General features: G+C 53.6%; 14 protein-coding genes. 4 read left to right on the forward strand and 10 right to left on the reverse strand.

The window, feature by feature from the left end; genetic code table 11:
- On the forward strand, nucleotides 1-738 hold the full coding sequence (locus ABJM03_RS03230) for an amino acid ABC transporter ATP-binding protein (RefSeq protein WP_348415472.1): 738 nt from the start codon (nucleotides 1-3) through the stop codon (nucleotides 736-738).
- A gap of 139 nt (nucleotides 739-877) precedes the next feature.
- Here ABJM03_RS03230 and ABJM03_RS03235 read toward each other — a convergent pair whose 3' ends face one another.
- A complete protein-coding gene (locus ABJM03_RS03235; RefSeq protein ID WP_348415473.1) occupies nucleotides 878-1,240 on the reverse strand; it encodes a VOC family protein in 363 nt (120 codons plus the stop codon).
- 234 nt (nucleotides 1,241-1,474) lie between these two features.
- On the opposite strand from ABJM03_RS03235, the gene ABJM03_RS03240 reads away from it, so the two are divergent.
- The 3 genes from ABJM03_RS03240 to ABJM03_RS03250 are packed head-to-tail and all read left to right on the forward strand — an operon-like array spanning nucleotide 1,475 to nucleotide 3,822.
- On the forward strand, nucleotides 1,475-2,143 hold the full coding sequence (locus tag ABJM03_RS03240; RefSeq protein ID WP_348415475.1) for a cupin domain-containing protein: 669 nt from the start codon (nucleotides 1,475-1,477) through the stop codon (nucleotides 2,141-2,143).
- Nucleotides 2,144-2,189: 46 nt separating this feature from the next.
- Entirely contained in the window at nucleotides 2,190-3,263 is a 1,074-nt protein-coding gene (locus ABJM03_RS03245) for an FAD-dependent oxidoreductase (RefSeq protein ID WP_348415477.1), read from the forward strand.
- On the forward strand, nucleotides 3,250-3,822 hold the full coding sequence (locus ABJM03_RS03250; RefSeq protein ID WP_348415479.1) for a TetR/AcrR family transcriptional regulator: 573 nt from the start codon (nucleotides 3,250-3,252) through the stop codon (nucleotides 3,820-3,822). The genes ABJM03_RS03245 and ABJM03_RS03250 overlap by 14 nt, the downstream gene beginning before the upstream one ends.
- Nucleotides 3,823-3,872: 50 nt before the next feature.
- Here ABJM03_RS03250 and ABJM03_RS03255 read toward each other — a convergent pair whose 3' ends face one another.
- The 9 genes from ABJM03_RS03255 to ABJM03_RS03295 form a co-directional block, all read right to left on the reverse strand.
- Nucleotides 3,873-4,604: a DUF2182 domain-containing protein gene (locus ABJM03_RS03255; protein WP_348415481.1), complete on the reverse strand. Its 732-nt coding sequence runs from the start codon at nucleotides 4,602-4,604 to the stop codon at nucleotides 3,873-3,875.
- Nucleotides 4,605-4,660: 56 nt separating this feature from the next.
- Entirely contained in the window at nucleotides 4,661-6,325 is a 1,665-nt protein-coding gene (locus ABJM03_RS03260; RefSeq protein ID WP_348415483.1) for a hypothetical protein, read from the reverse strand.
- 136 nt (nucleotides 6,326-6,461) lie between these two features.
- Nucleotides 6,462-7,907 (reverse strand): amidase, encoded by a 1,446-nt coding sequence (locus ABJM03_RS03265; protein WP_348415485.1) that lies wholly within the window; start codon nucleotides 7,905-7,907, stop codon nucleotides 6,462-6,464.
- Nucleotides 7,904-8,539 (reverse strand): nitrile hydratase subunit alpha, encoded by a 636-nt coding sequence (locus tag ABJM03_RS03270; RefSeq protein ID WP_348415487.1) that lies wholly within the window; start codon nucleotides 8,537-8,539, stop codon nucleotides 7,904-7,906. The genes ABJM03_RS03265 and ABJM03_RS03270 overlap by 4 nt, the downstream gene beginning before the upstream one ends.
- Nucleotides 8,539-8,829: an SH3-like domain-containing protein gene (locus ABJM03_RS03275; RefSeq protein WP_348415489.1), complete on the reverse strand. Its 291-nt coding sequence runs from the start codon at nucleotides 8,827-8,829 to the stop codon at nucleotides 8,539-8,541. The genes ABJM03_RS03270 and ABJM03_RS03275 overlap by 1 nt, the downstream gene beginning before the upstream one ends.
- Nucleotides 8,822-9,154: a ScnB-like protein gene (locus ABJM03_RS03280; protein ID WP_348415491.1), complete on the reverse strand. Its 333-nt coding sequence runs from the start codon at nucleotides 9,152-9,154 to the stop codon at nucleotides 8,822-8,824. The genes ABJM03_RS03275 and ABJM03_RS03280 overlap by 8 nt, the downstream gene beginning before the upstream one ends.
- A complete protein-coding gene (locus ABJM03_RS03285) occupies nucleotides 9,154-9,903 on the reverse strand; it encodes an enoyl-CoA hydratase/isomerase family protein (RefSeq protein WP_348415493.1) in 750 nt (249 codons plus the stop codon). Before ABJM03_RS03285 ends, ABJM03_RS03280 begins: the two co-directional genes overlap by 1 nt.
- Nucleotides 9,900-11,060: a CoA transferase gene (locus ABJM03_RS03290; RefSeq protein WP_348415495.1), complete on the reverse strand. Its 1,161-nt coding sequence runs from the start codon at nucleotides 11,058-11,060 to the stop codon at nucleotides 9,900-9,902. Before ABJM03_RS03290 ends, ABJM03_RS03285 begins: the two co-directional genes overlap by 4 nt.
- A gap of 525 nt (nucleotides 11,061-11,585) precedes the next feature.
- Nucleotides 11,586-12,377 carry an IclR family transcriptional regulator gene (locus ABJM03_RS03295; protein ID WP_348415497.1) on the reverse strand — a complete coding sequence of 264 codons (792 nt, stop codon included), beginning with the start codon at nucleotides 12,375-12,377 and terminating at the stop codon, nucleotides 11,586-11,588.
- Nucleotides 12,378-12,382: the final 5 nt, after the last annotated feature.

Consider the following 12,382-nt stretch of genomic DNA (forward strand, 5'->3'; position numbering starts at 1 on the left):
ATGGCTGCTGCAGTTGAAATGCGCAACGTTAATAAATTCTACGGGACTTTTCATGCCTTGAAGGACATTAATTTTTCGGTGGCCAAGGGCGAAAAAGTTGTGGTCTGCGGTCCTTCGGGTTCGGGGAAGTCGACGATGATCCGCACAATCAATCAATTAGAAGAGCATCAGTCGGGCGATATTTTGATCAACGGCGAGATGATCAATGCCAACGCGCCCAACATCGAAGTCATGCGCCGCGATGTCGGAATGTGCTTTCAGCATTTCAACCTTTTCCCCCATCTTTCAATTCTTGAAAACTGTACGCTGGCCCCGATGCTTGCCCGTAAAATTCCGCAGGCCGAAGCCGAGAAAACTGCGATGGCATTCTTGAACAAAGTGCAAATCGGGAACCAGGCCGAGAAGTTCCCGGGCCAGCTTTCTGGTGGGCAACAGCAACGGGTCGCCATCGCGCGCGCGCTTTGCATGAAGCCCGAGATTTTGCTGTTTGATGAGCCAACATCCGCGTTGGATCCCGAGATGATCGGTGAGGTGTTGGATGTGATGGTAACGCTGGCCGAAGAAGGTATGACAATGGTTTGCGTCACTCACGAGATGGGCTTTGCGCGCAAAGTGGCAGATCGTGTGATATTCATGGATGCGGGTCAGATCATCGAAGAGAGCGATCCAGAGACGTTCTTTACCTCTCCCGCCAATGAGAGAACCCGCGTATTTCTGGATCAGGTTCTAACCCATTGAGTTTGATCACAGACCACTCTCGCGGTGGCGCTCCAAACTTGGTTTAGAGTCATTGCTGCCCATATTTTGCGCGGCGCAGCCATGCTAACGCGGACCTTAAAAAGACCCGCCCTGACATTTCAGGGCGGGTACAAATTTATCAGCCAAAGATGTAGAAGGCCAATTTGTTCCCGTCTGGGTCACGCACATAGGCACCATAGAAAACATCCTCGATCCGCTGGCCCGGCTCGCCTTCGGACGTCGCGCCAAGGGAGATCGCTTTGTTATAGAATGCGTTCACTTCGTCTTTTGACGACGCTGAGAAAGCGACCATGGAGCCGTTGCCGCAGCTTGGCGCATTGCCGTCGAACGGCTCGCACACTGCGATCATAGGTGTTTCAATTGATTTGCCGATCATCGCGAGGCGACCGATGTCCACTTGGATTTCAGCATCAAAAAGCTCTGTGTAGAACTTCTTTGCCTTTTCGATGTCTTTCACACCAACTGTAGAATACCCAATCATGTCGTTTTCCTTTTGCTTGATTGTCTATCTACCTACTAGAAGGTTGAATTTCGACGTGCAACATCTTAATCCTACATCACATAGATGTTATCATCGGCAGGCCGCTGCCGCTTGGCTGCGAAAATCGTCGCGACCTTTACTTGAATACTTGACCGTCATGCCTACCTATTGGTAGGTTGTTGTGAAGGAATGAAATGCGTAACACACTGCCCTGATCTCAAAGGATAAGATAAAATGGAATTGAACGCTGACTTTAAAGAACGAGTTGTGGTGCATTCAGAGAAGGTTGAGTGGCTGGCATCTCCGATGCCCGGTGTGGATCGCCGTATGCTTGATCGTATCGGCGGTGAAGTGGCGCGCGCCACTACAATCGTGCGCTATGCGCCCGACAGTGAGTTTTCAGCACATACACACACAGGTGGTGAAGAGTTCATCGTGTTAGATGGTGTGTTTCAGGATGAGCATGGCGACTTCCCCGAAGGGACTTATGTGCGGAACCCTCCGACAACATCCCACACGCCGGGCTCTGATGAGGGGTGCACGATTTTTGTGAAGCTTTGGCAGTTCGACATGGACGACCGCACGCAGTTTCGGAAAAATATGGCAGAAGAGCTTGGCTCCCCCACAAACGGTGTCGCGACTGCGGAACTGCACCGCGATGATCAAGAGGTGGTCACATATCACCATGTGGATGCAGGTGCTGTCCTTGCGAACTCGGACGCGGGCGGGATTGAGATGCTGGTGATCAGCGGTTCTGTCACCGAAGGCGGCGATACGCTTGGCAAAGGGGCGTGGTTGCGTCTGCCGGAAGGTCAGCCGCTGAGCGCTACAGCTGGTGCGGATGGTGCGAAGCTCTGGATCAAAACCGGTCATCTGGCCCACGCGAAACCACCGGCGGTCTGATCGCCATGCAGCAACCTTGCGCCCCATGTCAGATGGGTTTTAGGCCATGACAACATTGATCATTGGCGGGGGCCTGTCAGGTCTGGCCCTTGCGGATGCCCTGTACGCAAAGGGTCATGATTTTATGTTGGTTGAGGGGCGCAGGCGCCTTGGGGGGCGGATCAAAACCGGACACCATGCAGGCGGGGCGTTTGACCTTGGCCCTGCTTGGTTCTGGCCGGGGCAGCCGCGGATTGCGCACTTGATTGAACGCTTGAACCTGACGCGGTTTGACCAATTCGCCGATGGTGACCTTGTTTATGAAAACGAGCAGGGGCACGTACAGCGCGGCCGCGGCTTTTCCTCGATGCAAGGCTCTTGGAGGCTTGCGGGTGGGCTAGGGGCGTTGATTGATGCGCTGGCGCAGGGCTTGCCTGCGGATCGCATTCGCCTAGGCGCAGAAGTGACCGCGCTGGAACGGACACGGAGTGGTGTAATCGCCAGCTTTCGAAGCGGGGAGGCGATGACCTTTGACCGTGCGGTATTGTGCCTGCCGCCACGTGTTGCGGCCAATATAAAATTCTCGCCAAACCTACCTGATGCCACCAAGGCCGCACTGGAAAACATCCCCACGTGGATGGCTGGTCAGGCAAAGGCCGTTGCCGTCTATGACGCCCCGTTTTGGCGTGAAGCTGGCCTGTCGGGCGATGCACAAAGCCGTTTTGGCCCGATGGTCGAAATTCATGATGCCTCACCGGAGCATGGCGGACCCTATGCATTGTTCGGGTTCATTGGTGTCCCGCCCCAAGGGCGTGCAGATGAACAAATCTTGCGTCAGCACATCGAGGCCCAGCTCAAGCGATTGTTCGGGCCAGCAGGGGCGGAGCCGAAACATCTGTTTATCAAAGACTGGGCCTTTGACCCGTTTACCGCAACCAAGGCGGATCTGGCACCGCTATATGCACACCCGACCTATGGGATGCCTCAGGCGCTCAGGGGTGTTTGGAATGGTCAACTGCTGTTTTCAGGCACAGAAACGGCACCGCAGTTTGGCGGGTATATTGAAGGGGCTTTGGAAGCGGCGGAAAACATATTAAGAACATTGGAAATTAAGATGGATGACCAAGATGCCAGTTGTTGATACAAAAACTGCTTTGCTGAATTCTGCGGAGAATGCTGCGCGCACATTGGGGTTTGACGGGTTTAGCTATGCTGACCTTGCCGAAGATGTTGGCATTCGCAAAGCAAGCATTCACCACCATTTTCCGTCCAAGGCAAAATTGTCCGTCGCATTGATGCAGCGATATCATCAAAATTTTGAAGCGGTTTGTGCCGAGATTAACCAGAACTATGGCACTGGTGGCACGCAATTGTCAGAACTGATCCAGCAATACCGCGCGGCCAGCGATAACGGTAAACAGCTTTGCCTGTGTGTTTCCTTTTCTGCCAGCCGTGACAGTCTTCCACCTGACGTGCTTGAACAAATCAGCCTGTTTCGGGAGATGGTTATCGCGTGGCTCACTGATGTGTTTGAGAAAGGCCGTGCGGATGGTTCGATCTCGAATGTTGTCTACCCCGCGCTAGAGGCGGTCACGACCCTATCCTTGCTGGAAGGCGCACAGCTGGCGGCCCGTTCCGAAGAAAACCCTCGTTTTTTCGACGAAGCCGTCAAACTATTGGGCATGCGCATCACCGTGTGAGTGGAAATTCGGGTGCGTTGAGGTGACGTGCCCTTCTAAAGATCAGGTCATTAGATGGATTGAGCCACCGTCAAAGTGCATGCAGCGACTATAAGCGCGACACCGATCTCTTGACGCAGCGCGGGCAAGCCGAACATCCCGCGGTCGAGAAGTATCAAGACTGTAATGATGGCCATCCAAAATAGATTTCCCGGGAAGAACACAAACATCAGGCACATCAACAGGCCGCAACACCGAGCACAATCAACGCCATGACGTAACCCCAAGGTGAATTGGCTTTGCGATACTCCTGCCCTGCAAAGTGAGCAGATTGATGTTGGCGCGGATTTTAGTCGTGAAAATTGGAAAAGACCGATTATCAACAGTGTGCTCGCGCCAATGGACCAGCCGTTAAAATAGAACCAATCACTATTCCTGGCTGCCAACTGCAACACATAACCAAAGCCGTGCAATGCAATTCCGACAACACTCCAGATGATAGCGTATCCAAGCACAGCCATATAAGAAATTTTTTGATTGTGTTTAAGGCTAGAGAAGGCCACTGGACCCATCATAGCGGCAAGCATCAACAACCAACTCGCAAGTAAAGCCAGGGCTCCAATGATGCCCTCTTCAGCCAAGTTAATGCCACAAATATCTGCGAGCACACCGGCCAAAGTCCAATCGCCATGGTTCAGATATGGGGCATATCCCGAAAAGGTTATGGCGACGAGCATGAGCCAAGCACCTGCCGTAATGCGCCAGCAGGCATCTAACTTATGATTTAAAATAGCTGTAGCCATGAAGCATTCCATCTTGTGGGCGGCGTTTGAAACGCCGACCACAAAAAAGCGCAGGTTTAAGCAGCGTTTTTCGTGCTGCAGAAGCACGAAGAGTAAACTTCCCGATCAGCCCGACTTAGGGCGAAGTCGAGTTGGGGTTTGATCATTGCCGCGCTCTTTGAATTGCCCATCGCGATATAACAATCGTAGAGGCCCTTTAGTGCCCAAACATTGTTCGGGTGGCGATTGGAGCGGATGCAGGTTTCGTCCATACCAAGATCGGCCTCATAAGCGGCAGCAGCTTCTTCGAAGAGCCCCTGTTCTAACAACAGCGCACCGAGCGGGTGGCGGCTTGGCATCATCCAAGACCAGGGTTCATCATAGGGCAGGGCGTCTTCCAACGCGACGGCTTTGCGTAGGTGATCAAAGGCGACATCGTAATTGCCGCGGTGGTATTCGACTTCACCATTTAGCATTTCGCGCGCAACTTCGAGAATCTGAATGCAGGCAACAACATGGATGTGCCGTGTTTCTGGAACCTTTGCCGCAGCGGTCTCAAAGTTCTGGCGTGCTTGGTCGGCCTTGTCGTGCTGTTTTAGCGCAGCATGCGCAATACCTTTGCCGTACCAGTTGAGCGCGGTTGTCATGGAATAGTCATCGGGATGTTCTGGCAGAGGATCGTCAATCAAATCCTGCCAGCGGCCAAAGCGGATCAATGCGTGGGTTTTGATTGACATGTACCCTTCTAGCCAATCGGCCATGGGAGGGTCCTCACAACGGATCAGCTCATCAGGGACTGTTTTCATCATACCTTCAACGGCTTCCATGGCTGGGCGGAATTGACCAAGGAACATCGCGCCGTAGAGTTTGAAATGATAATTGTGTACGCGGTACATAGAATAGAAATTCATCGCACCGGATTTTTCCCAATAGATCTCGTCGGCAACGATCCCTTTTTGGTTCCACGTTACAACGTCTTGATAATTGCCGCAAAGCACGTCGATATGCGTTGCCATATGGGCCAATTGGCCAGCAGAAGGTACCATCTCACGTAGCTCATCCGCATAACGCAATGCAACTTCAGGGACCGCTGACATTTCCATAAGGTGGATGTAGAGGTGTAAAAGTCCGGGGTGGCGGGCAGGGCCAGCAGCCTCAACTTTGGCGATACCCTCTTCCAGAACACGGCGGCATTCCAGGGTGTCGCCTGCGGGATTTGGCTCGCCGGTACGTGGGTCCCACATTTGCCATGGTGTTCTGTTCATCATCGCTTCGGCAAATAGTGTTGCGACATCAGAATCGTCAGGAAATTTATTGTAAACGTTCCGCATTTCATTCGCATATGCGGCGGACCAAGTGTAAAGATCGGGAACTGGCTCATTTGACTGGTAGCGACTTTCCAACGCTACGATCAGCGCTTTCTCAATATCTGTCGCGCCCTCCATTACCGCTTTGGCCTTCTCGATAGCCTCTCGCGATTTTACAAGTGTCTCTTGCACTTGTTCGGGCGTAAATAGCTCCCAGGGTTTGTTGTAGTTCGGTCCTATGATATAGGCCAATCCCCAATGGGCCATCGAACAGTTAGGATCAGCCTTCAGCGCGTGTTCAAAGCAAACGGCTGCCTCTTCATGGTGATACCCAAAAATCCAATTCAAACCACGGTCAAACCATTTTTGCGCCTCGGCTGAAGATGTTGTGATTGGTCGACTATAGACCCCAAGGTCGTATGGATAATCCAGCATGATAAGCTCCTCCAAGTTGTTCTATATTGTGGAATTGCTTTCCATTTTTTGGATATTATTCCGTAAAGCAAGAACTTTTTAAAGGAATCGCAAGAAAATGAACTCGCTTTCCGTATTGCAGAACGTAGTGACCAAGTTATGCGCTGGCTGTGTCCGATGCGCCAAATTCGGGCAGCGTTCGCCCCAGCCCATCTTGGATCAAAGCTGTCTCCAAACCTCGCGCGAATCTCAAAAGTTTGGCGTCTGAGTGGCGCGGACCAACAATTTGAATGCCGAACGGCATGCCTTGGTTGTCCAGACCGCAGGGAAGCGTCACAACAGGGCTTCCGGTCAAAGACAAGGCCCATGTAATCGCATACCAAGCATAATATTCCTTCAGTGGCTTGTCATTGATCGCCTCGGGGTGATTGTCGGCCAATGGAAAAGGCGAAACCGAGGTGGCCGGGCAAATGAGATAATCCACCTCATTGAAAATCGCCTGAAACCGGCGATAAATCTGCGTATGTGCCGCGTCAGCACGCGCTGTATCCGCTAGAGTCAGTGATTTGGCCTCTAGGATATTGTTTCGTACATTTTGCCCGATCATATCGGGTTGGTTTTCCGCCAATTCCCCGTAAGCCGCATAGAGGCTTTCGGCCCTCAGCACGCGAAAGACCTCGGCTGCGTCTGATAGATCAACATCCAGCGCAACCGTTGTGTTAAAGTGTTTACTGATGATCGGTTGGCGGGCCTTAAAGAGCGCGGCTATCTCGCTATCCACCTCCGCGACACCCAAATCCGTTGAAAACCCGATACGTGAATGTGCTAAGTCTTCAATTGCATGGAGGTCTGCGTGTCCGATATCCAAATTGGGAGAGCAAAGCGGATCGCGGGCATCAAAGCCGGAAATCGCCGTCAACATAAGCATGAGATCGTCTACGCTGCGTGCCATCGGCCCATCCGTCCAAAGATGTGAAAAACCCGAAACATGGCTACGCGATGCAACAATCCCGGGTGACGGGCGCATACCCACAATTCCACAAAACGAGGCGGGGATGCGTAAGCTTCCGCCCAGATCGGATCCTGACGCGAGCGGGGCCATATTGCTGGCGAGGCCAGCCGCTGACCCGCCAGAAGAGCCGCCGGAGGTGAGGGTCACATTATAAGGATTTCCAGTTGCACCGAACACAAGATTTGACGTGTTGGCGCCTGCGCCGAACTCTGGTGTGTTGGTTTTTCCCAAAACAATTGCACCAGCAGTGCGCAATCGTTCAACGATAATATCGTCATGATCGGGCACATGGGTTTCAAAGCACCGGCTGCCAAAGGTTGTCCGCAATCCTTTGGTCCGGCTCAGGTCTTTGATCAAAACGGGCAGACCGTGCAACGGCGGTAAGGCATGGCCTGCTTGCACCGTTTCATCCGCGATTTTCGCTTGTTTCCGCGCTTCGTCAAAATTAGTGGCCACCACCGCATTTACGCGGGGGTTTCGCTCCTCAATCCGCGCGATACAGGCTTCGAGCAATGCGCTTGGCGTCAATTCACGCGTCCCAATTTGACGGCGCGCTTCGACTGCGCTCAATTCTGCGGGCGTATCCATCATAGGTCTTCCGGGGCTAAGGCGGGCACGACCCCGATCATGCTGTCGCGGGTCACAAGCTTTGCAAGCTCTTCTTCGGGCCAGCCTTCTGTCCCTACAGGGCGTTTAGGCACTACAAGATATCTCATATCCGCGCTGCTGTCGTGCACCCGTACTTCGACAGTGTCGGGCAGGGTAGTGCCAAATTCAGCAAGAACCTTGCGAGGGTTTTGAACCACATCTGATCTGTAGGCGCGGCTTTTGTACCAGTCGGGCGGCAAGCCAAGAAGCGGCCATGGGTAGCACGAACAAAGGGTGCAAACGACAACATTATGCACTGCGTTAGTGTTCTCCAAGGCGATCAGATTAAGCCAAGTAGGCTCTAACCCGATGGATTTTGCCGCAGCTGTCGCATCGCGGCGCATGAGGTCCAGATAGCTGGGATCGGACCAGGCTTTTGCCACCATGCGCGCGCCATTGTGCGGCCCGCGGTCATCCATCATCTGGTAGGTTTTATGTAATTCTGCCTGCGTGATGACGTCCTTTTCGATCAGAAGCTCGCGCAAGGCTACTTCGAGCAAACGGTACTCGGTAAAGGGGCCGTCTTCTTCATCTGGCTGATTGGGATGGGGATGATGATGTATGTGATCATGCATTAGGTGTCGTGCTCCAGCCAATGTTCAAAAATCTCTACTTCGAGCGTATCAAGAGGGGCGCCGGTGTAATCAGGCCAAATCTTTTGCATGGGTAGGCGGACCCGATAAAGCGGCACGGCCGGTTGGCCATCGCGGCGGTAGGCCAGCTCTTCAGGGTTCGCAAAACTGCCGCAATAGCGTTCGATTTCACCCTTGAGGCCACGGGTGTAAAAAGGTGTTCGGCAATGCCCGATCGGGTAGGCATCGCGAATGCGCACCTTATCGCCGGTTTTGAACAAAGGATCAGCCATCAGAAGCAAGCTGTGCGCGCACGGCTTCGACACGTGCGCCGATTTCGGCGTCTGTCACGATACCGCGTTCCAGCATGATCTGGGTCATGGCCCAAATCCATTGTTCATAATAGGATAGACGCTGGTATTTTTCTGCGCCCAGTCCTTCGACCGCGCGGCGTAGTTCATCAACCCGAAGCAGGCCTTTTGTGGCCAGCAATTCACGCACCGCATGCACCCGTTTTTCCCAAGGTTCATAGTCATGCTCATCAGGGGCGAAGGGTTCACACAACACGCCGCCCAAGTCATGAACACCGCGATAATCGGTAAGCGATTTATGGGCCACTATGACTGTCTCCGTTTTTCGCGCGCTTCTTTTACTGCGCGTTGATAGTCTAAAATGCGCGCCCGAAGGCCCGGGCGTCCTGCCGTTGCCACGACTGAAGCGATGTCTTGGGCGCGCGTGTCAGTCGCGGCTATGCTGCGCATCTGCTGGGTGCTGAACGCTGACATCTGGGCCGTGCGCGCAGCCAGTGTTTCAATGGTTTTCGGCCACTCCGATTGATCCGCGATTTGTGTCGCCAAGCGTACCGCCTTAGCCTCTTGTGCCAATACGATACGCCCATCCAACAGAATGTCTAATGCGGCATCTTTACCAATCAGACGCTCAAGGCGGCGGGTGCCCAAGGCCAGCTCAAAATTCCAGCCGGGAAAGCGCAGCTTGGCCTCAGGCGCAGCAATCCGGTAAGAGCAGGCCGCGAATAAATCGGCACCTGCGCCGATGATATGCCCCTGCGCCAAGGCGATTGTGGGGAAAGGTGCGTGGTGGACGGCTTGCAGCATGGTCTCAATGCGTAAGAACCGCCAAAGCAGGTCTGCATCCGACAGCGCCTCCACATCTGACAGGTCAAAACCGGCGCAGAAGTTTTTCCCATTCCCTTTGATCACAGCTAAGCGCGGGCAGGGCACAGAGGTGATTGCCGAATAGATCGCCTCGGCCATATCCAAAGACAAAGCGTTTGAGGCCGCCGGCCGGTTAAGCGTCAGGGTTAGAACACCGTCATCCAGTGTGGTGGTGACAACGGGCGCGGTCATACGGCGGCTTTCGTTTTCGGTGCGGTGTTCAATGCGCCCAAGACTGCTTCAGTGTCGGCCCCCAAGATCGGTGAGGTCTTGCCGATTGGATTGGGTTCCCCATCAAAGATGAGCGGCGATCCAAAGGTTTTGGTTTCCACTCCATTGGGCAAAGTCAGATCCTGAACATAGCCCATATGTGCGACTTGGGGGTCTGCCAATGCTTGGGAATATGTATTGATGGGGCTTGATGGCACCCCTGCCGCCGCAAAAGCATCCAGCCAATATTGGGCGGGCTGCATCGCAAAGATTTCCTCAAGAATTGTCAGCAGCTCTTGTTGGTTGGCGGCTCTTTGGGTCGGGTTTGCAAAGCGGTCTTCGTTGACAAGATCCTGCCGCCCGACGACGTCACAGACCGAAGCCCATAGTTTGTTGTTGCCCGCTGCCATCCCGAAATAGCCGTCCTGCGCCTTGAAGGCCTGATAGGGTGCGTTGCGCGGATGCGCAGACCCCAATTTGCGCGGGTCTTTTCCGGTGCCAAAATATTCGCTGGTTTGCAGTGCGCCGATGGCCAGCGTGGCACCCAGCATGGCAACATCAAGATGTGTGCCCTGACCTGTCTGCTCTGCATTGCGCAGTGCAGAGACGAGGCCATATGCCCCGTATAGTCCGGACACAAAATCACACAAAGGAACACCGGATTTTACAGGGGCCCCATCTGGTTCCCCCGTGACGCTCATGACACCGGCCATGGCTTGCATCGTCAAATCAAAACCACCCTCGCGCGAGCGCGGACCGGATTGGCCAAATGCCGAAATCGAGCAGTAAATCAGCTGTGGCTTCAATTTGGACATCTCTTTGTATCCGATCCCGTTGCGATCCATCACGCCGGGGCGGAAGTTTTCGATCACGGCATCCGCAGACAGGATCAGATCGCGCGCGGCTTGCACGCCTTCGTCTGACTTCAGGTCAAGCACAACAGATTTCTTCCCGCGATTGATCGACGCAAAGTTCTGGGAATACCCGTCAGAAATCGGGGGCCATGACCGCATCGCGTCCCCCTGAGCACGCTCTACCTTGATCAGATCGGCCCCCATGTCTGCCAATAGCATCCCACAAAACGGCCCGGCGGCCACCTCACAAAATTCAATAATTCTAATACCTTGAAGAGGTCGCATATTTTGTCCTTTTGACATAGCATCGCTGGGCACAGGCCAGAGCTGACCTGCATCAAAACGGTTGGTATTCACTTTTCAGGGGGCGAAATGGCCCTTGTGGGATTTTGATAATGGGCGCGGCGCGGTCGGCCCGAATTTTGCTGATGGTTATTCAGCTGGGTCCACGGAGAACGATCATGGTTTTGCCCGCAGTCGCGTAACGCGCAGGCGGGCGGTTGCCCGGTTTCGTAAATGCCCTGAACGCATTGATTGCAGGTTTATCCAAAATTGACTCCTATAATGCTGAGGGCCACGTTTTGATAATATCGGCGCAGAAGGCTATGTCAATTATTTTTCTGTATTATGATTTTCTGTTCCACAATGCGGAAAATAGAGCTTTGAGGCAGGTGTGATGCGCCAGATATGTTCAGCCACACGGAGGCCGCACGAGGCGGGCCCATGGTTTGCATATATCAAAGAATGGCAGCACCTTTTCACCCAAAAGGCTGTCACCAGCTTTTGTTCGGTTCAAAGCTGTTAGGTTTTTCACATCTCGGGTTGATCTAATGCGTCCCAGACCGAGCCCGTGCAGCCCATGTTTGCGGAAATTTTCTCGGCATATTCGATCAACTGTGGCGCGACGGCTTTGAGCTGTTTTTCAGAAACACGGCTTGCAGGCGCTGACAGGCCTATGGCGCTGACCACACGGCCTAGCGCACAGGATATTGGTGCACTGATCCCGATCACATCCTTGCGCCATTCGCCGCGGTTCATGGCGTATCTTTGCGCGCGGATTGTGCTGGCATGGGTCAAAAAGGCCTCTGGCAGCACAATTGTCTTTTCGGTGTGGGCAGTGGCACCAGCCATGACAGCGTCAATGACTTCATCCGTTTGATAGGCCAGCATCGCCTTTCCCGTCGCCGTGCAATAGGCGGGGGCGCGGCCACCTAGATGCGTATAGGCGCGGACCGGCTCGCGGCTTTCGATTTTATCAATGTATAGCACCTGATTATCGAATAGCTCTGACAGGTGAACGGTTTCGCCTGTCGCTTCAGCAAGCATCTGCATGTAGGGCCGCGCGACGTCGCGGACATTCACCCGTGAGATGACCTGACTTCCGAGCTCCCAAACCTTTAGAGATGCGGTGTAAAGGGTATCGTTGGATTTGCGGACATAGCCCAACGTCATGAGGGTTTGAAGCAGGCGATGGACGTTGCTTTTGCCGAGATCGGCCTCATTGGCCAATTCAGTGATCCCCATGGGGGAGTTGTTTTGCGAAAGTATTTCTAGAAGACTAAACGCTTTTACAACGGCTTTATCCAAGGGACCTATCCACAAATTAT

Origin of the sequence: Sulfitobacter sp. (assembly GCF_039977885.1) — a bacterium.
Taxonomy (GTDB): domain Bacteria; phylum Pseudomonadota; class Alphaproteobacteria; order Rhodobacterales; family Rhodobacteraceae; genus Sulfitobacter.

What these genes read in the sequence shown, in the direction of transcription:
- ABJM03_RS03230 (WP_348415472.1), top strand. Translation starts at nt 1, where the DNA reads ATGGCTGCTGCAGTTGAAATGCGCAACGTTAATAAATTCTACGGGACT.
- ABJM03_RS03235 (WP_348415473.1), bottom strand. Translation starts at nt 1,240, where the DNA reads ATGATTGGGTATTCTACAGTTGGTGTGAAAGACATCGAAAAGGCAAAG.
- ABJM03_RS03240 (WP_348415475.1), top strand. Translation starts at nt 1,475, where the DNA reads ATGGAATTGAACGCTGACTTTAAAGAACGAGTTGTGGTGCATTCAGAG.
- ABJM03_RS03245 (WP_348415477.1), top strand. Translation starts at nt 2,190, where the DNA reads ATGACAACATTGATCATTGGCGGGGGCCTGTCAGGTCTGGCCCTTGCG.
- ABJM03_RS03250 (WP_348415479.1), top strand. Translation starts at nt 3,250, where the DNA reads ATGCCAGTTGTTGATACAAAAACTGCTTTGCTGAATTCTGCGGAGAAT.
- ABJM03_RS03255 (WP_348415481.1), bottom strand. Translation starts at nt 4,604, where the DNA reads ATGGCTACAGCTATTTTAAATCATAAGTTAGATGCCTGCTGGCGCATT.
- ABJM03_RS03260 (WP_348415483.1), bottom strand. Translation starts at nt 6,325, where the DNA reads ATGCTGGATTATCCATACGACCTTGGGGTCTATAGTCGACCAATCACA.
- ABJM03_RS03265 (WP_348415485.1), bottom strand. Translation starts at nt 7,907, where the DNA reads ATGATGGATACGCCCGCAGAATTGAGCGCAGTCGAAGCGCGCCGTCAA.
- ABJM03_RS03270 (WP_348415487.1), bottom strand. Translation starts at nt 8,539, where the DNA reads ATGCATGATCACATACATCATCATCCCCATCCCAATCAGCCAGATGAA.
- ABJM03_RS03275 (WP_348415489.1), bottom strand. Translation starts at nt 8,829, where the DNA reads ATGGCTGATCCTTTGTTCAAAACCGGCGATAAGGTGCGCATTCGCGAT.
- ABJM03_RS03285 (WP_348415493.1), bottom strand. Translation starts at nt 9,903, where the DNA reads ATGACCGCGCCCGTTGTCACCACCACACTGGATGACGGTGTTCTAACC.
- ABJM03_RS03290 (WP_348415495.1), bottom strand. Translation starts at nt 11,060, where the DNA reads ATGCGACCTCTTCAAGGTATTAGAATTATTGAATTTTGTGAGGTGGCC.